Genomic DNA, 20,190 nt, shown 5'->3' with positions numbered 1-20,190 from the left:
TCCCCCAGTCCCCAAGGTGGTGGTGTGGATCAGCGACCGAGGTCGAGATCGAGGCTGCCGTGCACGACCTGCTGGTTCTGCTGGGAGACCCGGTCCAGGTACGTCCGGGACTTGGTCACCTCGGTCTCCAGCGTGCCGATCGTGGCGGCCATGTTGTCCAGTGCCTCGACCTTGAACGTGTCGATCGCGTCCATGGTCGCGTAGATGTTCGCGAACGCCGCCTGCAGCTGCGGCAGCCCGATCGTCGCCGACGCGGCCTGCTGCTGGATCGCGACCGAGTTGTCCCGGAGCATCTCCGAGGTCCGCTCGATCATCCCGCTGGTCGTGGTGTTCAGCGCGGTGATCTGGTCCAGCACGAGCTTCTGGTTGCCCAGGGCCTGCGCGACGATGACCGCCGTACGCAGGGCCGAGACCGTGGTGGTCGACGCGCGGTCGACGCCCTTGATCAGCTCGATGTTGTTCTTGATCACGATGTCGATGGCCAGGTAGTTCTGGATCGACACGGCCAGCTGGGTGAGCAGGTCCTGGTGCTTCTGCCGGACGTAGAACAGCACGTCCTCGCGGAACGCCTTCGCCTTGTCCGGGTTGGTCAGCTCCAGCTCGGCGATCGCCGCGGACAGTCGGGCGTCGAGGCGCTCGGCGACGTACACGTACTGGTTCAGCCGGGTCATCGCGTCCCAGAGGTTCTGCTTCTCCAGGTTCAGCGCGGCGTTGTCCTTGCCGAGCTCGTCCTGGCCGTTGCGCAGGCTGTGCAGGATGCCCTCGAGGTGGCTCTGCGCGCTCTGATACTTGCGGAAGTAGTCCTCGATCTTGTCCCCGAACGGGATCATCCCGAGCAGCTTCTTCGGCCCGGACGCGGCCTTCGGGTCCAGGTCCTCGACGGTACGGCGCAGCTCGAGCAGCGTCTTGCCGACGGTCGACCCCTCGGACAGGCCGCCTTCCTGGAGCGCCCGTACCGGCGCCTTGAGCAGCCGGTTCGAGCTGTCGGCGGCGGCGCGGATGTCGACGTCGCCCATGCTGCGGACGTCACTCGCCTTCGCCGCGAACTCCGGCGACCGGGGCTCGGCCGCCATCAGCGCGGTCAGGAAGGTGTCCACCTTGTCGTCCAGCCCCGGCAACGCGGCCGCGTCCACCGCCGGCGCCAGACTCGGCGCGGACGTCGCGACCACAGCCTGTGACGGCGGCGGAGCGGTCAGTATCAGCCCCGGCGCGGTAGCAGTCGGCGGCTGTAGCGGTGCCATAGCCGGCTGCGCTGCCGCCGCACCTGCGGTGTTGTCAGCTTCAGTCATCGTCTTCCCCTCCACGAGGCGCCCCTGGTCACCTCCGTGACGCGCACACAATCTAGTCGGTTCCAGGTCTTCCTGGTCCCGTCGTTGCGCACTCGTTGTTACCTGCGACGGTAGCTAACGAACGAGAACCCATCTCGGGCTTCTCGCGCACTCTCGGTCCAGCTGGCCAGGTCGAGGTCCGGGAACGTGACGTCGCCGTCGGGGGACTGGTCGACCTCGGTGAGTTCGAGGGCGTCGGCGTGGGGGAGGGCCTGGCGGTAGATGTCACCGCCGCCGGCTACGTAGAGAGTGCCGTCGTACCCCAGGGCCTCTTCGAGCGAGTGGGCGATGTCGACGCCGTCGGCGGACCAGGTGGGTTGGCGGGTGACAACGACGGTACGGCGGCCTGGGAGGGGTCGGCCGATCGAGTCGTAGGTCTTGCGGCCCATCACGAGCGTGTGGCCGAGGGTGAGCTGCTTGAACCGTTGCAAGTCCTCACGGATCCGCCAGGGCAGGTCGTTGTCCCGCCCGATCACACCGTTCGAACCGACCGCGGCGATCAGAATGACGCTCATACCGCGATGGGCGCCTTGATGCCGGGGTGCGGGTCGTAGCCGACCAGCTCGACGTCGGCGATCTCGTAGCCGTCGATCGAGTCGCGCTTCGCGAGCTGCAGCGTGGGCAGCGGGCGCGGCTCGCGGGTGAGCTGCAGGCGGGCCTGGTCGAGGTGGTTCAGGTACAGGTGCGCGTCGCCGAGGGTGTGGACGAAGTCGCCCACCTCGAGGCCGGTCTGCTGCGCGACCATGTGCGTGAGCAGCGCGTACGACGCGATGTTGAACGGCACGCCCAGGAAGATGTCCGCCGACCGCTGGTACAGCTGGCAAGACAGTCGCCCGTCCGCCACGTAGAACTGGAACATGGTGTGACACGGCGGCAACGCCATGTCGTCCACGTCGGCCACGTTCCACGCGCTGACGATGTGGCGGCGCGAGTTCGGGTTCTGCTTGATCGACTCGATCAGCTTGGTGATCTGGTCGACGTGCCGACCGTCCGGCGTCGGCCAGGACCGCCACTGGTAGCCGTACACCGGCCCGAGCTCGCCGTCAGCGTCGGCCCACTCGTCCCAGATCGAGATGTTGTTCTCGTGCAGCCACTTGATGTTCGTGGACCCGCTGAGGAACCAGATCAGCTCCCCGATCACCGACCGCAGATGCAGCTTCTTCGTCGTCACCGCCGGGAAGCCCTCGCGAAGGTCGTACCGCGACTGGTACCCGAACACACTCAGCGTGCCCGTCCCGGTCCGGTCCCCCTTCTCCGCCCCGTTGTCCAGCACATGCTTCAGGAGATCCAGGTACTGCTGCATGGCGCCACGCTACAACCTGTTGCAACAAGGCAACATGTCAGACTCGCGGGGTGGAACACGTCTTGACCCTCGTCGTCCGAGTCGAAAAGAACGCCCGTCCGGCGCAGACCGACGCGCTGGAAAACGCGGCCCGCGCGGTGCTCGCGATCCTGTCCGACGAGCGGTCCGTGGGGGAGGGCGAGTGGGCCGAGGCGATGACCACCTGGCAGGACCATCAGATCCGGAAGATCGTGAAACGCGCTCGTGGGGCCGAGTGGCGGCGTGCGGAGAGCGTGCCGGGCATCACGGTTCACGGTGGTACGGCGGAGGTCCGGGTCTTCCCGCCGACGGCCGTGGACGCGGTGCCGGTGGAGCTGGCCAACCTCCAGGTGAGCGGCACCGACTTCGAGGACCCGGACGAGTTGCCTGCGGTGGAGCCCGGCGTACCCGTCCTTTGGGTGAATCCGGAGCTGGAGATGTCGAGCGGCAAAGCGATGGCGCAATGCGGTCACGCCGCCCAACTAGCCTGGTGGGACCTGTCATCCGCAGCCCGCAAGGAATGGGAGGCCGCTGACTTCGCCCTGGCAGTCCGTACGGCGGAACCCGACCAGTGGACGCGGTTGCTACAGACCAGCCTCCCCGTCGTCCAAGACGCCGGCTTCACCGAGATTGCGCCCGGCTCCCGCACTGTGATCGCCGATCATCCTCTGCTGACGCGGTAGTGCAGGTGGGTGACTCGGTCGCCTTCGACTACTCGGGGGTTGTCGAGGAGGAGTTCAGGGCCGACGTAGTCGCCGAAGAAGGGGCGGCCGGAGCCGAGTAGGGCGGGGACCAGGCTGTAGGCGATCTCGTCGACCAGGCCGGCGGCGAGGGCCTGGCCGGTGAGGTTGCCGCCGGTGATGGTGACGTCGCCGTCGCCGGCGAACTCCTTGGCCTGGGCAACGGCCGCCTCGATGCCGTTGACGAACGTGAACGGCGCGTCCGGGAACGGCCAGTCGGTCGGCGGCTCGTGCGTGACGACGAACACATGGTCGCCGACCGCGGGTACGCCGCCCCAGCCGTTCGTGATGTCGAACAGGCGGCGTCCGATCACGCAGGAGCGCACCTTCGGCCAGGTCGATTTCATGTACTCCGCACTCGCCGGACTGACGTGGAACGGCCGGCCCCGGTCGGTCCCGTAGATCTCGACCGGGCCGTTGTTGTACCAGTCGAACAGCGGACCGACCCCGTCCTCGGTGTCCGCGACGAACCCGTCCAGCGACACCACTGCCGAGACGATGACGTTGCCCATGGCTACTTTTCCTTCACGATTCGATAGGTGAGGTGCTGGGCGGCCGGCGTGGAGATGCACTCGACCAGCTCCAGCCCGACCGGCGGCGCGGCCTCGGCGGGGAACAGCCGGGTCCCGTCGCCGAGTACGACGGTTGCCAGGTGCAACCGCAGTACGTCGGCCAGCCCGGCCTCGAGCACCTCGTGACAGATCTGGCCGCCGCCCATCACGACAACATCCTTGCCATCGGCAACCGCAAGCGCCTGCTCGACCGCTTCCGCGGGACTGCTGACGAAGTGGAAGCGATCGCCCAGCCGGGGATGTTCCGGCGCTGCGTGTGTGACGACGAAGATCGGCGGGTTCACCTCGCCGGTCGGCTTCGCGCCGTACCCCATCTCGTCGCTCCAGCCGTTCGGGGCGTCGATGACGTCGAAGAGGTTCCGGCCCTGGACGACCGCGCCGGTGGATTCGAAGGAGGCGTCCAGTACGGCGCGATCGGCGTCGTTGCCGTGGAAAACCCAGTCGTGCAGGGTCATGCCGCCGTCGCCGAGCCCGTTGTCGATGCCGACGTTGGGGCCGGTGACGTACCCGTCCAGTGAGACCGAGATGTCGACAACTACCTGGCTCATGAGTCAGCTCTCTTTCGCGAGCAGTTCGGCGAGACGGTCCATCGAGTCGTTGATGCCGTGCTCCATGCCGGACTCGATGAACTGGTCGCGGGACTCGACCGACGGGAACACCGACTGCTGGTGGAAACGGACGCCGGTCGCGGTCGGCTCGAGCGTCATCTTCTCGATGCACACCTGGCCCGGGGCGCCTTCGAACTCGAAGGTCTGGATGATCAGCTTGTCCGGCTCGACGGTGTGGAAGACGCCGCGGAAGGCGTACTCACCGGCCTCGTCGCGGTGGATGTAGCGGTAGGCGCCGCCGGTGCGGGCGTCGTACTCCTCGACGGTGGCGTCCAGCTCGCGCGGGCCGAGCCACTCGGTGACCAGGTCGCGGTCGGAGACGATCTTGAACAGCTGCGCCGGGGTGGCGGCGAACTCGCGGGTGACCTCGACGAACGGAGTGCCCGCGGGGGCGTTGATGACGGTGCCGGTCATTTCGATTGCTCCTTCAATAGCGCCTCCATCTTGCGGAAGCGGCGTTCGGTTTCGAGCCGGTACTCGTCGATCCAGCTCGTCAGTGCTTCGAGGGCAGCCGGTACCAGGTGGCACGGGCGGCGCTGGCCGTCCCTGGTCCGGGTGATCAGGCCGGCGGCCTCGAGCACCTGGATGTGCCGCGACACCGCCTGCTTGGTGATCGGGAACGGTTCGGCCAGCTCGTTCACCGTGGCCGGCCCGCGCGACAGTCGCGCGATCATCGCCCGCCGGACCGGATCCGCGAGTGCCGCGAACGCCCGGTCGAGCTGACCGTCATCAACTGCCATCTTTATCAACCGTTCCCTTGATCAACTGATGTGTTGACTATAGGAAGGTGTGGTCGCGGTCGTCAAGCCGTCGATATAAGCAACTCTGGTTGACAAGACGAGGTTGTCAACCTAAGTTGCTTATATGACGGAGTTGGTGGATCCCGAGGACCCTGCAGCCGGACTGGCCGCGGTGGTGGCGTTGCGCCGGCTGGCCGACCGGCTGGAGGACAGCCAGGTGGAGCGCGCGATGCGGTCCGGCTGGAGCTGGTCCGAGGTGGCCGAGGTGCTGGGGGTCACCCGGCAGGCCGTGCACAAGAAACATGCCCGGCGGCTGCTCGCCGCCGGGGTTGCCCTGAGGAGGCGCTGATGTCAACGGATGTTCGCTCGATCCTGGTACGGGCCGCACGCGACGAAGCCCGCCGCGACGGCTCCCGGACGATCGAGGCCGAGCACGTGCTGCTCGCGCTGGCCGGCATGCGGGAGTCGTCGGCCGCACAACTGCTAACCGAAGAAGGGCTGTCCGAGGAGGCGATCCGGACCGCCTTGAACCGCGAGTGGGAGCAGAGCCTGGCCGTCGCCGGGATCGCGGTCCGGATGGGACTGTTGCCGGAAGCAACACCTGACCGGGGTCACGACCCGCACATCGGTGAGTCGACCAAACTGCTGCTCAAGCGCGCGATGGACGCCCCGCCGAAGCTCGGCCCCGGCCGGATCGGCCCGATGCGCATCCTGGTCGGTCTGCTCGACACCGACCGCGGCCGAGTGGCCCGCACCTTGGACGCAGCCGGCGTAGACCGCGCAACCCTGCACACCAAAGCCCGTGAGGCCCTGGCCTCCGGCAATCGTTAGATCGTTTCGAAGGCGGCCATCATGGCCATGTCCTCGTGCTCGAGGTTGTGGCAGTGGATCAGGTACTTCCCCTTGTGGGCGGTGAATCTGACCAGGACCTCGACCACCTCGGCGGGGCGGATGTCGACCGTGTCCTTCCAGCCGTGGTCGAACTCGGCGACCTTCGCCTTACCGCCACGACTGAGCACCTGGAACGGCGCGAGGTGGACGTGCACAGGGTGGTGTACGTCGGTGACGAACGTCCAGATCTCGTACTGATCCAGCTTCACCTGCGCCTGCATTACCGCGGGATCGAATGCCTTCCCGTTGATCGTCCAGCCCCGATGGTCACCGTCGCTGCCACGGCGGAACCGCCACTCCCTCCGTACGACGCCGCTCGGCCGGGGCATTACGGCGTACAACGAGAGCTTGGCCGGGATGCTGCTGTCGTCGACGGCCTTGCGGGCGATCTTGAAGCGCAGGACGTTGGCGTTGCTGTCGAGCCTGTTGACGACCGTGACCTCGTCGCCCGGCTGGTACTGCGAGAAGTCCACGATCACGTCGAACCGCTCGGCCGGCGCGATCACCAGGGTCTTGTGCTCGACCGGCTTGTCGAGCAGACCGCCGTCGCTCCCGATCTGGACGAACTTCGCCGGACCTTTGTCGAACCCGAGCTCGTACCGACGGGCATTGCTGGCGTTGAGAACGCGGAACCGGTAGCGGACCGCGTCCACCTCGTGCACTGGCCAGGGCGCGCCGTTGACCAGCGTGACGTCGGCGACGACACCTTCCATGTACGCCGGTTGGACGCCGGGACCATCTGGCAGGGCGGGGTACAGGAACGAACCGTCGGCGTCGAACGCGCGGTCCGCGATCACGAGCGGGATCTCCCGATCACCCTTCGGCAGCGGGAGATTGTCCTCCTCGTCGTCGCGGATGATGTGCAGACCGAACAGTCCTCGATAGACCTGTGGAGCGGTGTAGTCCATCGTGTGGTCGTGGTACCAGAGCGTCGCGGCGCGCTGGGTGTTCGGATAGGTGTACGTGCGGCTGCCCATCGACATATCGCCTGCCATGTGCTGGCCAGAGTGCTCGCCGTTCGTGGGCATGATCATGTCGAGCGGCCAGCCGTCGCTCGGGGCGGGGGTGTGGCCGCCGTGCAGGTGGACCACGGTCGACACGTCGAGCTGGTTGACCTGCTCGACGACGGTCGTGCGGCCGCTGCGTACGTCGAAGGTGGGTCCGGGCAGCAGGCCGTCGTACCCCATCACCTCGGTCTTGAGGCCGGGGAGGATCTCGATGCTCGCCTTGCGCTGGACGACTCGGAAGTAGTCCGCCTTGGCGTCCGAGCGGAGCGGCTTCTTCACCGGCGGAATCGGTAGCGGGACCTGGAACGGTGCGGGGAGTTTCGCCTTGCTGCGCAGGAGTTCGCCGGCCTGCGCGGGCTTGGCTTCCTGGCCGCAGCTGGTCAGGGTCAGGGCGGCGGTCGCGACTAGGAATCCGCGGCGGGACAACTTCATCGCTTCGCCTCCCGGCGACTCAGGCGTGCGGTGGAACGGAACGACCAGACCGTCATCCAGATGACGGCGGTCACGATGGCGGTGCCGAGCGGGATGTGTACTGCGAAGTTCTGCGCGTACCCGTAGACGATCTGGGTGAGCTCCGCGACGATCAGAAGCGCGGACGCGACGGTCGGCCAGATCCGGCCGCGGCCGGCGAACGTGTAGCACGCGGCGACGATGGTCTGGATGAACGCGACCATCCAGAGCGATCCGCCGATCGGGCTGTGGATGTTGGTCATCGCGTCGACGTTGCCGGCCAGGAAGTAGCCGGCCGCGATCGGCTGGGCGATCACGAGCGTTGTGTGCAGGACCAGGGTGATCCGGAGCAGCTGAAGGCTGACGCGTGGTCGACGTACCTTGGTCGGCTCTACTGCTAGGGCGGTCATGCGCTCACCCCCTGGCGTTCGCGGATTGTCCAGAAGGCGAAGGCGAGTGTGCCGGCGACGAGGGCGATGCCTAGTGGGATGTGGATCGCCAGTTGGCGGCTGTAGCCCATCGAGGTCTGGACGACCTCGGCAGCGGTGATCAGCAAGCTCACCGCCGGTACGGTCCAGCGTCCACCCGAGCGCCACCAGATCGTTGCCATCAGCAACTGGAAGAGCCCGAGAAAGACGATGCCGAGCCCGATCGGCTCGTGCATCCGAAGGCCGGACGGCGACCCGTTCAGGTACAGGCCGGCGAGCACCGGCTGCATACAGATCGCCACCGCATGCACGCCGGCCGTCACCCGGAGCACGTTCAAGGACCTCATGTAGACAGACAATAGTAGCCTGGCTACATGTAGGGCAATCAGGTATCACCCGGAGGGGTTAGGTCAGATGTCCCAGGGGTGCGACCGCGATGCCGGCACGCTCGCAGACCCACTGCGGGTCGGGGCCCAGCTCTGGTTCGATCCGGAGCTCGTGGTCGTGGAGGTCGTCGCAGGCTGTGCAGCGCGGCCAGCGCACACCGGAGTCGACCAGGCGGTCCTGGACGTCCTGCGCAACCAGTCCGGCGATGTGCTCGGCGCCGTCGGGCCACTGGTCAAGCCACCACTGACGACCGGCCACGGCGTCCTCCAAGAGAGAGACCATCACCGCGTCGTCAAAACCCCGCGCAGCCAGGTCATGCAAGACCATGGCTCGCGCACTCAGTAACACCCCTGGCTCACTCATCGCCCTTCAGAGTGCCAGACGGCACCGACAAAACCCACGCGGTTGCCCTCTCAGCTGGAGGGTTGCCCCCTCAGATTCTCAATGGGCAACCCTCCAACTCAATGGGCGCCCACCGAGTTGGAGGGTTGCCTATCGAGTCGGAGGGTCGCCCGCCGAGTTGGAGGGTTGCCCCGTCGGAAGTTGAGGGGGCAACCCTCCAGGTGAGAGGGCAAGGGGTCAGGCGGTTGTGGTGCAGGTGGGGTCGATTCGGTTGGCGAGGCGGAGTTCGCGTTCGGCGGCGGAGCGGAGTACGGCGCTGAGGCGGGCTCGGACCGGGAGAGTGCGACGCGGGGCGGGCTCGTCGTACACCTGGGGAGCGTTCGGGAGGGCGGACTGGGAGAGGCTGCGAGCGTTCTCGACAGCGGTGTTGCCGGGCGTGAGGTACATGGTTCTGCTCCCTCCTGAGAGCGTGTTCGGTCGACCCAGGGACCGGTGTGGTCCTGGGTGGTATCTGGAGTTGTCAGCGCTTGGGTGCCGGTCCGCTGCTGGAGCGGACGATCAGCCTGGTCGGCATCAGCAGTTGGCGCTCGGTGACGGCCGGGTCGAGCAGAATCCGCCCGACCGCACGTCCTTTGTCCTTGATCGGCTGGCGGACTGTGGTCAGTCCGGCAGTCTCCGCGGCCGGGATGTCGTCGAACCCGGCCAGGGTCAGATCGCGACCGGGGGTCAGCCCCCGGACCTTCATCGCTTCCAGGGCGCCGAGCGCCTGGACGTCGCTCAGTCCGACGATCGCGGTCGGCCGGTCCTGCGAGTCGAGCGCGTACTCCGCGCCCCGCTGGCCGGAGGCGAACGCGTTGTGCCCGCCGGAGACGATCCGCAGCCGCGCGTCCGGCATGGCCTTCTGCAGGCCGCGGATCCGCAGCTCGCAGTCGGTGTACCCGACCTCGTCGGGTGTCAGTTCGACCGGACGGCCGCCGGCGGCCTGGGCGTTGTCGACCAGTACGACGACGTCGCGGTGGCCGAGCCGGGCCAGGTGCTCGCCCAGTTGTGCGGCCGCCTCCACCTCGTCGATCGCGACCCAGGACAGGGCCGGGTGGTCGCCCCGATCGGTGGAGACTGCGGGAATCCCGCGGTTGGCCAGGATCTCGAGCGCCGGGTGGCCGCCGGGCACGCAGAAGATCGCAGCCCCGTCGATCGCCGCTTGCTGTACGGCGTTGCTGCCGCCGGCGATGTCGGTCGAGCTGAGTGGCATCAACAGCAGGCTGGTGGCGAACTCCTCGGCGACCTCCGCGAGCCCGGCCAGGAAGCCGACCGCGTACGGGTCCGAGAAGGCGTAGGCCAGCTTGTCGGTGAACAGCACGCCGATCGCGCCGGCCTTGCCGCTGCGTAGAGCGCGTGCCGACGCGTCCGGTCCGGCGTACCCGAGCTCCTGCGCGGCGGCCATGATCCGCTCGCGGAGGGTGGTGGAGAGCTGGTCGGGCTTGTTGTACGCGTTCGACACCGTCGACGGCGACACGCCCACGGCCTTGGCCACGGTCTTCAGCGTCACTCCGGCCATCTCGCACCTCCTTCTGTATCGATCTTCTAAATCGTTCTAGAAAAACGATACAGAAGCCTGGCGGCGAGTGCAACACCAAATTCCGGCGGGTGCGGGAAGATAGCTACATGGGTTCGTTGCTGGAGATCATCGCGCTGCATCCGGCGGATGCGGAGGCGGCGCAGGAGGGTGGGGCGGATCGGCTGGAGCTGTGCGCCTCGATGGAGGCGGACGGGCTCTGTCCGTCGGTGTCGACCGTCAGTGCGATCCGGCGGGTGACCGACCTGCCGTTGCGGGTGATGCTGCGGCTGGAGAACTCGTTCACCACGAACGGCGCCGAGCTGAACCGGCTGACCGCGATGGCGCAGTCGTACCTGTCTGCCGGCGCGGACGGGTTCGTGCTCGGGTTCCTGACCCCGGACAACCAGGTGGACGTCCACTCGGTGGCTGCGCTGACCAGCACGTTCGCCGGTACGCCGTGGACGTTCCACCGCGCCATTGACGCCGTACTCGAGCAGCAGACGGCGTGGCGCGCATTGCGGACCCTGCCCGGTCTGGACTGCGTGCTGACGGCCGGCTCGTCGATCGGTGTCAGCCACGGGCTGGACGACCTGTGCAAGCTGGCCAAGGAGGACCCCGCGGTGGCCGGCGTGATGATGGCCGGTGGTGGTCTGCAGCCGGAGCACGTGCCATGGCTGTTCCAGAGCGGCGTACGGCGTTTTCACGTCGGTACGTCGGTCCGCCAGGACGGCTCGTGGACCAAGGCGTACGTGAACTCCCGTTTCGTCCGTTCCTGGCGCAACCTGCTCGACGCCCAGGACGCGCGCGAATGATCCTCATCGACCCACCGGCGTGGCCGGCCTGGAACAGAGTCTGGTCCCACCTGGTCAGCGACGAGTCCTACGAGGAGCTGCACGCGTTCGCGAAGGCAGCCGGCATCCCGGCCCGCGGCTTCGACCGCGACCACTACGACGTACCCAGTGACCGCTACGACGACCTGGTCGCCGCCGGCGCCCTACCTGTCTCCAGCCGCGAGCTGGTCCGCCGGATCACCGCTGCGGGGCTTCGGCACAGAAAACGGCCCCCGACCGAGTAGATCGGGGGCCGCCGTTGTTCAGTCGAGCAGTTCGGTCACGGTGCCGGCGGCTACGGTGTGGCCGCCCTCGCGGACGGCGAAGCCGAGGCCGACGTTCATCGCGATCGGCTTCTCGAGTTCCACGCCGAGGTCGATCGTGTCGCCGGGCATGACCAGGTTGATCTCACCGAGGTCGATGCCGCCGGACACGTCCGTCGTACGGAAGTAGAACTGTGGGCGGTAGTCCGCGGCGAACGGCGTGTGCCGCCCGCCCTCGGCCGTGGACAGCGCGTGCAGGGTCGCCCGGAACTTCCGGTGCGGGTGCACGCTGCCCGGCAAGGCCACCACCTGGCCGCGACGGACCTCGTCGCGCTTCACGCCACGCAGCAGCACTGCCGCGTTGTCGCCCGCGTCCGCGGACTCCAGCGACTTGCCGAACGTCTCCATCCCGATCGCCGTACTGACCACTGTCGGACCGAGGCCGACGACCTCGACCGCGTCGCCGAGCTTGAGCGAACCACGCTCGACAGCACCGGTGACCACAGTGCCGCGGCCGCTGATGGTGAGTACGTTCTCGATCGGCATCAAGAACGGCTCGCCCAGCTCACGGTCCGGCACCGGCACGTAGCTGTCGACTGCGTCCAGCAGCTCACCGATCGCGGCGGTCCACTTCGGGTCGCCTTCCAGCGCCTTCAGACCGGACACGCGCACGACCGGTACGTCGTCACCCGGGAAGCCGTACTCCGTCAGGAGTTCACGGACCTCCAGCTCGACCAGGTCGAGCAGCTCGGGGTCGTCGACGGTGTCCGCCTTGTTCAGCGCGACCACGAGGTACGGCACGCCCACCCGGCGCGCGAGCAGCACGTGCTCCCGCGTCTGCGGCATGGCGCCGTCCTGTGCGGAGACGACCAGGATCGCGGCGTCGACCTGCGCGGCGCCGGTGATCATGTTCTTCACGTAGTCGGCGTGCCCGGGCATGTCGACGTGCGCGTAGTGCCGGGTCGCGGTCTCGTACTCGACGTGCGAGATGTTGATCGTGATCCCGCGCTGGATCTCCTCCGGCGCACGGTCGATACCGTCGAACGCGACGAACCGGTTGACGCCCGGGTCGCGCTCGGCGAGCACCTTGGTGATGGCGGCGGTCAGGGTGGTCTTGCCGTGGTCGACGTGACCCATCGTGCCGATGTTGAGGTGCGGCTTGGTCCGCACGAACTGGCTCTTGGCCATGAGAATTCCTTTGCCTGTCAGAAGATTCGTGTGAGCCAGGACCCTCCGGCAAGCCCTCCAGTGCTGTCACCACACGGAGGGGGCCGGTGAGAGCCACCCTCCTCCGCGGGTCCTGCTCAGCAGGAGGAGGGTCAGCTTCGAGTGCCGGTGCAGGCTGCTGAATCGACTGACGTAGCCCACGTGGGAGCACCCGTCAGGCCGGTGCCTGACAGGTTGTGCTCGAAGAAAACCACGCGGAACATGCGCATCACGGTAGACATCAACCGGACCGACGGCAAAGTAATTCCCTAGTTCAGTGCGAACAGCCGTTTGCCGTCGGAAAAGACAGGCCGCGCGGCGGCGACTGTGACGGCTGGTTTGTTGCAGGTGACCTCTTCGGACTTGGCCACCGGCTGGGCGTTGACGCTGGGCAGGATCGGCCGCGGCTGCACACCGGTGGTGCCGATCATGACGGGAGAACAGCTCCCGTTCGACTGCGGCATCAGTGTGACCACTCGGCCGTCCGGCAGCAGCCCGAACCCGTTCCGCGGGTACTCCGGCTGCTGCAGCTTCGGCGGTACCTGCAGCAGGTGATGCCACTGCGGCGTCCCATCAGCAGGACTCGACGACGACACGTCGTACGTCTGCGGCTGTCCAGGATCGTTCCCGGTCCGGCAGGTGATCAGGACCAGTGAGGCATGCGTGGCGGCCAGCTGCGCGTCGCAGGACGACGAGCCGAGTCGAGGCCGCGGTGTCCCTGGAACAGGCGTTGCCCAGATGATGTGGCCCTGGCCGACGTCCACACTCCACTGGTACAGCGTCCCGCCGGCTGCGCCGGTCCAGATCAGTCCAGAGACCTGACGGGTGTCCGGTACGGCGACCAGGTCCCCGACCCAGGTAGACGGATCCAGCTCGGCACTCAGGTCGATCCGCGCACCTAGGTCGACCTCCCACCGCTGAGCCCCGGTTTTAAGGTCCAGCCCGCGTACGACGGCACTATTACCCGCACACGCGTCGACGACGACGGCCTGGTCACCGATCAGCTGGCCCTGCGTCACGTTGCAGCGCACCTGTGCCCGCCAGTGCGTCGGGCTGCTGACGCCGTGCGCGACGACGTACTTGCCTTCGGCCACGAGCAGCTGGTCCTCGTCGACAGCCAATGCGGTCCCGTCCGTGTCGACCTCGGTCAGGACCTTCCCGCTGACCGCGTCCAATACGGCGTACGTCGGCAGGCTGATGCCCGCCGGTTCGCGGTAGTCGGACCGCGGTAGATGCGCCGCGATCGTCCGACCGTCCTGTGAAACCAGCAATCCCTTCGCACCACTCGATGCGGCGTCCTGTACGTCGGCCCGCGAGTAGCGCCACCGGATCTGACCGGTGGCCGCGTCGGACATCACTACGCCGTCCGACCGCAGTTCTGCGACTCCACCCGCCGTACCGGTGATCGCACCGGTCGCTGGGACCTCACGGCTCCACGCCAGCGTTCCGTCGAGCTGGACCGGTAGTTGGGTCGGATCGATCGTGGTGGTCGTGCTGACCGTGTTGGCCGTCTCCAGCCGGGCCTGTACGAACGGCTCACCAGCCGACACCACGACCCACGCCAGCAACGCACCAAACACTGCAGTCGCACCGACCCCCAGCCAACGCGGCGGAGCCTGTGCGTACGGCGGTGCGAGCCGCAACCGTCGCGCCAACGCCAGCAACGCACCGGCCAGGACCAGTGCCACAGACGCAAGCATCAGGTAAGGCCAGCGCTCCGACATGGCTGCACCGGGTTGCGCGGCCGGCCAGCGCCACCAGCAGACGCCAATAGCGACCACACCAACTACAGCGAAGACAATCGCCGGAATGGTGACCAGTCGCTGCTGAGTCCGCCGGAACCACGCACAGGTCAGTGCGGCCGCCAGCGCGGTACCGGCGATCGGCGCCCACACCGGGAAACCACCGATGTCGGACGCGTCAGCCGGCCACTTCGCAGCCGCACCGAGGCCGCGGCCGAGCAGAACGGAGGACGCGACGACCGCACCGAGGCCGGCGCCGAAGTAGATGACCGGGATCAGCCCGCCGATCCTCCGGGCGGCCCTAGGGCCTAGCGACCCGACCTCCCGGGTCAGGTTCTCGCGGGCCGGTCGTTCCCACTCCTCGTGTCCACGAGGGGTCATGTACAAGGGCGTATCGCTCAGGCTCTGCAGGAACGACATCCGGCCGCGGGCAAAGTCCCGGTCCGCGATATGTGAGTACTCCTGCCGGATGCCGGCGGCGTACTCGTCGTACCGCTCCTGCGGCAGGCTCAGGATCCGCAGGTCGGCGTCGCACAGTACGGCGCCGTTGTGGTCGTCCGGGCTGCAGTCGTGCTTGGCGGTCAGCCGGACCAGCCGGCCGATCTCCTCGACCCGCGCGGCCTCGACGCCGTACGCCGCCAGCTCGAGCTCGGCCAGCTGGGCCGAGACCTCCTCGTTCTCACCGGGGTCGGCCTGCGGGTCGTAGATCGCGTCGTGGAACCAGGCCGCCAGCCGGACGGTGTCGGCGTTGTCGGCGTACTCGGCCAGTTCGTCGATGGTCTGCAGGACCTCGGTCAGGTGCTGCTGGTTGTGATAGTGGCGTTGTTGCTCTGCGTAACGAGCCAGCAGATCGTCGCCCAACGGCTGCGCGTGCGGCAGCAGGCGATTCCACTGGTCGCGCAGGTCCATGGCTAAGGAGTCTGGCACCCCGCAGGAGCCTCTACCGACCGATCCGGGGTTCCCGGATAGGGTCGTGGCCAAAGCGATATCGGCTCGTCACCTGACCGGTTCGGCAGGTACGCCCGGTAACGAATTCCACCGGTGGGATTGCGGTGCAGATCACACTTGCGGCTTGGGAGGACGGCATGCGGTTCGGTCTGGTCGGGACGGGCGGGTGGGCGTCGCGGACGCACGGTCCGGGGCTCGCGGCGGCCAAGGGGGTCGAGTTGGCCGGCGTCTGGGGCCGGCATCCGGAGAAAACCGCAGTCCTCGCGGGTGAACTCGGTGTTCCGGGGTACGACGACTACGCGGAGTTACTGGAGTCCGTCGAGGCGGTGGCGTTCGCCGTACCGCCGAACGTGCAGGCGACGATGGCCCTGGAGGCCGCTGCCGTGGGCAAGCATCTGCTGCTCGACAAGCCGGTCGCGGACTCGCTGGATGACGCCCGCGCGGTGGCCGACGAGGTCGCGGCCGAGGGCATCGCGTCGGTGGTGTTCCTCACCCAGCGGTTCGAGCCGCCGATGCGGGAGTTCTTCGCCGGACTGGAGGCCACCGGCGGGTGGAAGGGCGGGTGGAGCCGGATGCTCGCCTCGCTGGACGCACCAGGCGGCCGGTACGCCAAGTCGGTCTGGCGGCGTGAGCAGTGGGGGTCGCTCTGGGATGTCGGCCCGCATGCGCTGTCCAACCTGACGTCGATGCTCGGTCCGATCGGGGAGCTCACGGCTGTCGGCGGTGAGAACGGTCTGATCCACATGGTGCTCACCCACGAGTCGGGTGCGACCAGCACGGTCAGCATCACCCTGTCTGCCCCACCGGACGGCAGCAGCTTCGAGACCGCCGTCTGGGGCGAGTCAGGTACGACGCTGTTGCCGCCGCGCACCACCCTCGCCGCAGACGCGCTCAGCCTCGCTGCGGAGGAGCTGGTCGTCGCAGCGGAGTCAGGCGAGTCCCACCCGACCGACATCGTCTACGGCACCCGCATCGTCGAGCTACTAGCCTCCGCGCAGCAACAGCTGTCCTAACTCGGTTGCTGGCTTGCGTGGGCTTCTGCTTGCCATGCGCTGAACATGTGTTTAGTCTATTGAACATGCGTACAGCGGACCTCACGGCGACAGCCCGGATCCGGAACGCGGCGATCGAGCTGTTCGCCCGGGACGGGTTCCAGAAGACGAACGTGCGCGCGATCGCCGCTGCCGCCGGGGTCAGCGCCGCGCTGGTCATCCACCACTTCGGCAGCAAGGACGGGCTGCGCGCGGTCTGCGACGAGTTCGTGCTGGAAGTGCTGACCAGCCGGGCTCGGGCTGCGGGGACGTCCGATCTGCTCGGTGAGTACCTCGCGGACCCGGACGGGTACCGGTCCCAGATCCAGTACATGAACCGGGCGCTGGCGGAGGATTCGCCGGCCGCGCAGTCCTTCGTGGAGCACATCGTCGGTGAAGCGGAGGCGGTGCACCAGGCCGGCGTGGCAGCCGGCGCCATGCGCGAGTCCTCGGACCGACGGGCTCTGGCCGTGCTGAACGTCCTCGTCAGCCTCGCCACGTTGACGATGCCGCCGGCGCTGGCGCGGGCGCTCGGTCAGGACGAGTTCGGTCCCGCAGTACTGCGACGGCTCGCCGTACCGACGCTCGAGCTCTACACCTACGGCCTCTACACCGACGACACCGCGCTGCGGACGGCGACCGCGGCGAACGAGGAGCTGAGCCAATCGTGACGATCACACTTCCGGCGTTCGACCAACTCGAGAACAGCCTGTGGCTGACGCTGTGCGGCCGGGCGCTCGACAACCGACGGGACCACCCGTTGCTGGGCGACGAGCTCGCGGACCAGATCGTCCGGACGCTCGACTACGACTACCGCTCGCTGAAGATCAGCCCGAGCAGCGCGATCTACATCGCCCACCGGGCCCTGAAGCTCGACCAGATCTCCCAGGACTTCGTCTCCCGGCACCCGGACGCGATCGGGCTGGACCTCGGCGCCGGACTGGACTCCCGCGCGCACCGGATCGAGCTGCCGGCGACGGCTGACTGGTACGACGTCGACTTCCCGGAGGTCGTCGCCGCGCGCGGGCAGCTGGTCCCGGTGCATCCGCGCGCGCACGACCTGGCCGCGGACCTCGCCAACCCGAGCTGGCTCGACACGATCCCGTCGGACCGGCCGGCGGTCGTCGTCGCGGACGGGCTGCTCGCGTTCTTCCCGCTGGCAGAGTGGAGCGCAATCCTGAACCGGATCATCGACCACTTTCCGAGCGGCGAGATCGCGTTCAATGGGTACTCGACGTTCGCGGTGAAGGCGGCGAAGATCTTCCCGATCGGGAAGGCCGTGCGGGAGATCATGCGGTCCGAGGGCTTCGACGACCCGCGGACACCGGAGCAGTGGAATCCGAAACTCGAGCTGGTGAAGGAGATCCTGATGACCCGCGAGCCCGAGGTGGAGCAGTTCCCGGCCGGGCTGCGGTGGGCCAACAAGCTGTCCGCACCGAGCGAGTCGTTGTCCCGGCGCGGGAACGTAGTACTGCACTACCGGTTCTGAGTCAGCGCAGGGCGATGACCGTGTCCGAGCCCGAGGTCAGTACTAGGTTGCCGACGGCTCGCGGATCGCGATTGCAGGAGATGCCGGTAGGCAGCCGGACCTGACGGAAGCCGGCCTGGCTGATCACGTTCGCCATGCAGCCGGCCGAACCGCGGCCGAGCGAGATGACGCGGCCGTCCGCTGTCACGGTCACCTTCACCCGCGGGCTGACCGGTGCCTGAGTCTGCCAAGCGGTCAGACCGGTATTGGCGTCGATGGCGGTGACGATCGTCTTCTGGTTCTCCAGGCTGCTCGGGCCCGGACAGTCGACGACGATCAGGTACTTCCCGGCCGTGTTGAGCAGCGTGCGGCACGCCCAGGTCTTGGGCACCTCCCACCGCCAGCGGATGTCACCCGTCCGCGGCTCGATCGCGGTCAGCGCGGCCGGTACGTCGGAGTCGCCGCCGGGCTCGGCCACGACTACCAGGCCGGCCACCACGACCGGTCGGCGGTACGTGTCCGACGTCTTGGTCCACAGCTTCTTGCCCGACTGGACGTCCAGTGCGCTCATCTCGTCGGGTCGTTCGTCGCAGGTGTGACTGACGAACGTGACCACGGTCTCGGCAGTGGCGATCGCGCCCAGGTCGGTGCAGTCACCGGAGTCGTACGTCCAACGCTCGTGGCCGCTCGGGTCCACGCCGTGCAGCTTGCCGGAGCGTTCGCCAGTCAGTAGAGGTTGGGCCTGCTGGATGTAGCGGTCGCGCGTCCGGCCGGGCCAGGCTGCCTTGCGCTTGCCGGTGTTCGCGTCCAGCAGCAGGTAGCCGACATCGGAGAACTGGGCCAGGACGTACTCGCCGTTGCCGGTGGCCGTGATGACTGGTTTCTCGTCGGAGTCCGATCGGCTGTAGCGCCAGCGCAGTGCGCCGGTGGCCGCATCGAGCATCTCCACCACACCGCTCGGCCGGGGGATCGCGACGCCGTAGCGGGTACCGATCGCTTCCTCGGCACCGGTGCCCACGACCGAGTCGCTGACCCACGCGACACCGCCGTCGAGGACGGACGGGACAGCCTTGCCTGCCTCGCGCGGTGTTCCCTCGACTCGCTCGTTCGAGCCGAGCACGTAGCTACGAGACAGCGGTTGGATGATCAGCAAGAGGATGAGGGCGACTGCGGCCGGTGCTGCGAGCCAGGCGAGTTGCTGGCCGAGGTTGCGCGCCGGGAGGAACCGGGCAGTCCTGGTGCGAAGTAGTGAGGCCACGAGGGCCGCAGCGCCAGCGACCAACAGCAGGAGCAGTCCGGAGATCACCAGTGGCACGCGGAGGCCGACGCCAACGGCAACGTTCGTGGTCGGTACTTGGGCCCACGCAATGAGCAGTCCGGTCACGGCGATGGCCAGAACGGTGCCTGCGATCAGGCGAGCACGCTGACTGGCGCTACGGGCGCAGCGGAACAGGATCGGTGCGCTGAAGAACGAAATGACAGCTAGTGCGACAGGTGGCCAGCCAGCTTCGTCTTGTGCTGCCGGGGTCTCCCAGGACGCACCGGATGCAGCGATCGCAACCACGGCGGCAGCAATTGCCGTGAAGGTGGCAGTGGCGGTCAGTGCGGCCTGTTCCCAACCTCGCCACGGGGCTGGGAGTTCGCTGTCCAGTCCGGCCAGCTCTGACTCGAGGTTGACCCGGGCAACCGGTCCGAGCCGTTGACGGGCCAGTTGGGTGCGATACAGATGGCCGTCGAGCAGGTCGCGCACTTCGTCGTACCGGAGTTCGAGTGCGGCCTTGCGGTCGCCGGCGTCGCGGCGTACCTCGGCGGTGTGGACGACGTACCTGCTGGGGTCGGAGGCGAGGATCGCGTTGACGGCGTCGAGCAGTACGTCGCCGTTCGCGTCGCGTCGGGGTGGGGCGTAGGCGTCCGGCGGTGGTGCGGCGAGGTCACCGGTCAGACGGATCAGTCTGGCCACCTCGGCGATGCGGATGGCAGGTACGCCGTACTGCGGGAGGAGGTGCTCGGCCAGCCGGGCTGAAGCCTCGGCGTCCTCGGCTGGACTGCCACCAGGCTCGTGGACCGCGCGGTGGAACCACGCTGCGAGCCGGACGCTGGTCGGGTCGGTGGAGAGCTGGATGAGCGAGTCCAGCGCCGTCAGGACGATGCCGAGGTAGTGGTCGCGGTACGCGCGGCGGGTGCGTTCGACGTACCGGGCGACCAGTTCGTCGGCGAGCGAGGCAGACCCGGGCACCAGGTCATCCCATCGCGCCCGCAGCTCCACCACCGCTTCAGTCTGCCAGCCGCACCTCTACAACCACCCCACGATCACCCCACCGGCACCTTGC

The 20,190-nt window shown here is 67.8% G+C and carries 24 protein-coding genes; 8 read left to right on the top strand and 16 right to left on the bottom strand.

Annotated features, from left to right (window positions below):
- Positions 1 to 29: 29 nt before the first annotated feature.
- The 3 genes from EV650_RS37130 to EV650_RS37120 all read right to left on the bottom strand — a co-directional run bounded on the left by EV650_RS37130 (position 30) and on the right by EV650_RS37120 (position 2,631).
- A complete protein-coding gene (locus tag EV650_RS37130; RefSeq protein ID WP_134123811.1) occupies positions 30 to 1,289 on the bottom strand; it encodes a toxic anion resistance protein in 1,260 nt (419 codons plus the stop codon).
- 98 nt (positions 1,290 to 1,387) lie between these two features.
- Positions 1,388 to 1,843 carry a dihydrofolate reductase gene (locus tag EV650_RS37125; protein WP_134123810.1) on the bottom strand — a complete coding sequence of 152 codons (456 nt, stop codon included), beginning with the start codon at positions 1,841 to 1,843 and terminating at the stop codon, positions 1,388 to 1,390.
- The gene (locus EV650_RS37120; protein WP_134123809.1) at positions 1,840 to 2,631 is read right to left on the bottom strand and encodes a thymidylate synthase; all 792 of its coding nucleotides are present in this window, start codon (positions 2,629 to 2,631) and stop codon (positions 1,840 to 1,842) included. The genes EV650_RS37125 and EV650_RS37120 overlap by 4 nt, the downstream gene beginning before the upstream one ends.
- Before the next feature lie 50 nt (positions 2,632 to 2,681).
- On the opposite strand from EV650_RS37120, the gene EV650_RS37115 reads away from it, so the two are divergent.
- Positions 2,682 to 3,332 carry a peptidyl-tRNA hydrolase gene (locus EV650_RS37115; RefSeq protein WP_134123808.1) on the top strand — a complete coding sequence of 217 codons (651 nt, stop codon included), beginning with the start codon at positions 2,682 to 2,684 and terminating at the stop codon, positions 3,330 to 3,332.
- Here the strand turns inward: EV650_RS37115 and EV650_RS37110 are convergent.
- The 4 genes from EV650_RS37110 to EV650_RS37095 are packed head-to-tail and all read right to left on the bottom strand — an operon-like array spanning position 3,311 to position 5,309.
- Complete coding sequence (locus EV650_RS37110) at positions 3,311 to 3,901, bottom strand: dihydrofolate reductase family protein (RefSeq protein ID WP_134123807.1); 591 nt, start codon at positions 3,899 to 3,901, stop codon at positions 3,311 to 3,313. The genes EV650_RS37115 and EV650_RS37110 overlap by 22 nt on opposite strands.
- A gap of 2 nt (positions 3,902 to 3,903) precedes the next feature.
- Positions 3,904 to 4,509: a dihydrofolate reductase family protein gene (locus EV650_RS37105; protein WP_134123806.1), complete on the bottom strand. Its 606-nt coding sequence runs from the start codon at positions 4,507 to 4,509 to the stop codon at positions 3,904 to 3,906.
- Between the two features lie 3 nt (positions 4,510 to 4,512).
- On the bottom strand, positions 4,513 to 4,983 hold the full coding sequence (locus EV650_RS37100; RefSeq protein WP_134123805.1) for an SRPBCC domain-containing protein: 471 nt from the start codon (positions 4,981 to 4,983) through the stop codon (positions 4,513 to 4,515).
- The gene (locus EV650_RS37095) at positions 4,980 to 5,309 is read right to left on the bottom strand and encodes an ArsR/SmtB family transcription factor (RefSeq protein WP_134123804.1); all 330 of its coding nucleotides are present in this window, start codon (positions 5,307 to 5,309) and stop codon (positions 4,980 to 4,982) included. The genes EV650_RS37100 and EV650_RS37095 overlap by 4 nt, the downstream gene beginning before the upstream one ends.
- 124 nt (positions 5,310 to 5,433) lie before the next feature.
- Here EV650_RS37095 and EV650_RS37090 point away from each other — a divergent pair, with 124 nt between their 5' ends.
- Together EV650_RS37090 and EV650_RS37085 are read left to right on the top strand one after the other, a co-directional pair.
- On the top strand, positions 5,434 to 5,658 hold the full coding sequence (locus EV650_RS37090; RefSeq protein ID WP_134123803.1) for a hypothetical protein: 225 nt from the start codon (positions 5,434 to 5,436) through the stop codon (positions 5,656 to 5,658).
- Positions 5,658 to 6,140: a Clp protease N-terminal domain-containing protein gene (locus tag EV650_RS37085; protein WP_134123802.1), complete on the top strand. Its 483-nt coding sequence runs from the start codon at positions 5,658 to 5,660 to the stop codon at positions 6,138 to 6,140. The genes EV650_RS37090 and EV650_RS37085 overlap by 1 nt, the downstream gene beginning before the upstream one ends.
- Here EV650_RS37085 and EV650_RS37080 read toward each other — a convergent pair.
- The 6 genes from EV650_RS37080 to EV650_RS37055 form a co-directional block, all read right to left on the bottom strand.
- Entirely contained in the window at positions 6,137 to 7,639 is a 1,503-nt protein-coding gene (locus EV650_RS37080) for a multicopper oxidase family protein (RefSeq protein ID WP_134123801.1), read from the bottom strand. The two genes, EV650_RS37085 and EV650_RS37080, sit on opposite strands and share 4 nt — an antisense overlap.
- Positions 7,636 to 8,067 (bottom strand): hypothetical protein, encoded by a 432-nt coding sequence (locus tag EV650_RS37075; RefSeq protein WP_134123800.1) that lies wholly within the window; start codon positions 8,065 to 8,067, stop codon positions 7,636 to 7,638. Before EV650_RS37075 ends, EV650_RS37080 begins: the two co-directional genes overlap by 4 nt.
- A complete protein-coding gene (locus EV650_RS37070; protein ID WP_134123799.1) occupies positions 8,064 to 8,432 on the bottom strand; it encodes a hypothetical protein in 369 nt (122 codons plus the stop codon). The genes EV650_RS37075 and EV650_RS37070 overlap by 4 nt, the downstream gene beginning before the upstream one ends.
- A gap of 58 nt (positions 8,433 to 8,490) precedes the next feature.
- On the bottom strand, positions 8,491 to 8,835 hold the full coding sequence (locus tag EV650_RS37065; RefSeq protein ID WP_134123798.1) for a DUF8819 family protein: 345 nt from the start codon (positions 8,833 to 8,835) through the stop codon (positions 8,491 to 8,493).
- Positions 8,836 to 9,051: 216 nt separating this feature from the next.
- Positions 9,052 to 9,261, bottom strand: coding sequence for a hypothetical protein (locus EV650_RS37060; protein WP_134123797.1), 210 nt, complete (start codon positions 9,259 to 9,261; stop codon positions 9,052 to 9,054).
- A gap of 73 nt (positions 9,262 to 9,334) precedes the next feature.
- On the bottom strand, positions 9,335 to 10,372 hold the full coding sequence (locus tag EV650_RS37055) for a LacI family DNA-binding transcriptional regulator (protein WP_134123796.1): 1,038 nt from the start codon (positions 10,370 to 10,372) through the stop codon (positions 9,335 to 9,337).
- A 107-nt stretch (positions 10,373 to 10,479) separates the two neighbouring features.
- On the opposite strand from EV650_RS37055, the gene EV650_RS37050 reads away from it, so the two are divergent.
- Both EV650_RS37050 and EV650_RS37045 read left to right on the top strand, forming a co-directional pair.
- Positions 10,480 to 11,184 carry a copper homeostasis protein CutC gene (locus EV650_RS37050; protein WP_134123962.1) on the top strand — a complete coding sequence of 235 codons (705 nt, stop codon included), beginning with the start codon at positions 10,480 to 10,482 and terminating at the stop codon, positions 11,182 to 11,184.
- A complete protein-coding gene (locus tag EV650_RS37045) occupies positions 11,181 to 11,447 on the top strand; it encodes a DUF4031 domain-containing protein (protein ID WP_134123795.1) in 267 nt (88 codons plus the stop codon). Before EV650_RS37050 ends, EV650_RS37045 begins: the two co-directional genes overlap by 4 nt.
- A gap of 18 nt (positions 11,448 to 11,465) precedes the next feature.
- Here EV650_RS37045 and tuf read toward each other — a convergent pair whose 3' ends face one another.
- Positions 11,466 to 12,653 (bottom strand): elongation factor Tu, encoded by a 1,188-nt coding sequence (gene tuf / locus EV650_RS37040; protein ID WP_134123794.1) that lies wholly within the window; start codon positions 12,651 to 12,653, stop codon positions 11,466 to 11,468.
- Between the two features lie 287 nt (positions 12,654 to 12,940).
- Positions 12,941 to 15,322 carry a hypothetical protein gene (locus EV650_RS37035; protein WP_134123793.1) on the bottom strand — a complete coding sequence of 794 codons (2,382 nt, stop codon included), beginning with the start codon at positions 15,320 to 15,322 and terminating at the stop codon, positions 12,941 to 12,943.
- Between the two features lie 143 nt (positions 15,323 to 15,465).
- Here EV650_RS37035 and EV650_RS37030 point away from each other — a divergent pair, with 143 nt between their 5' ends.
- The 3 genes from EV650_RS37030 to EV650_RS37020 all read left to right on the top strand — a co-directional run bounded on the left by EV650_RS37030 (position 15,466) and on the right by EV650_RS37020 (position 17,881).
- Positions 15,466 to 16,374, top strand: a complete 909-nt coding sequence (locus EV650_RS37030) for a Gfo/Idh/MocA family protein (RefSeq protein ID WP_238174721.1) — start codon at positions 15,466 to 15,468, stop codon at positions 16,372 to 16,374.
- Positions 16,375 to 16,439: 65 nt separating this feature from the next.
- On the top strand, positions 16,440 to 17,063 hold the full coding sequence (locus tag EV650_RS37025) for a TetR family transcriptional regulator (RefSeq protein WP_134123792.1): 624 nt from the start codon (positions 16,440 to 16,442) through the stop codon (positions 17,061 to 17,063).
- Positions 17,060 to 17,881, top strand: a complete 822-nt coding sequence (locus tag EV650_RS37020) for a class I SAM-dependent methyltransferase (protein ID WP_166678401.1) — start codon at positions 17,060 to 17,062, stop codon at positions 17,879 to 17,881. The genes EV650_RS37025 and EV650_RS37020 overlap by 4 nt, the downstream gene beginning before the upstream one ends.
- A 1-nt stretch (position 17,882) precedes the next feature.
- Here the strand turns inward: EV650_RS37020 and EV650_RS37015 are convergent, their stop codons facing one another.
- Entirely contained in the window at positions 17,883 to 20,129 is a 2,247-nt protein-coding gene (locus EV650_RS37015) for an outer membrane protein assembly factor BamB family protein (RefSeq protein WP_134123790.1), read from the bottom strand.
- Between the last annotated feature and the right edge of the window lie 61 nt (positions 20,130 to 20,190).

This window comes from Kribbella kalugense (assembly GCF_004365875.1).
Classification (GTDB): Bacteria; Actinomycetota; Actinomycetes; order Propionibacteriales; family Kribbellaceae; genus Kribbella; species Kribbella kalugense.
The sequence above is the reverse complement of the archived record's forward strand: the minus strand, read 5'-3'. Positions and strand labels throughout refer to the sequence as shown.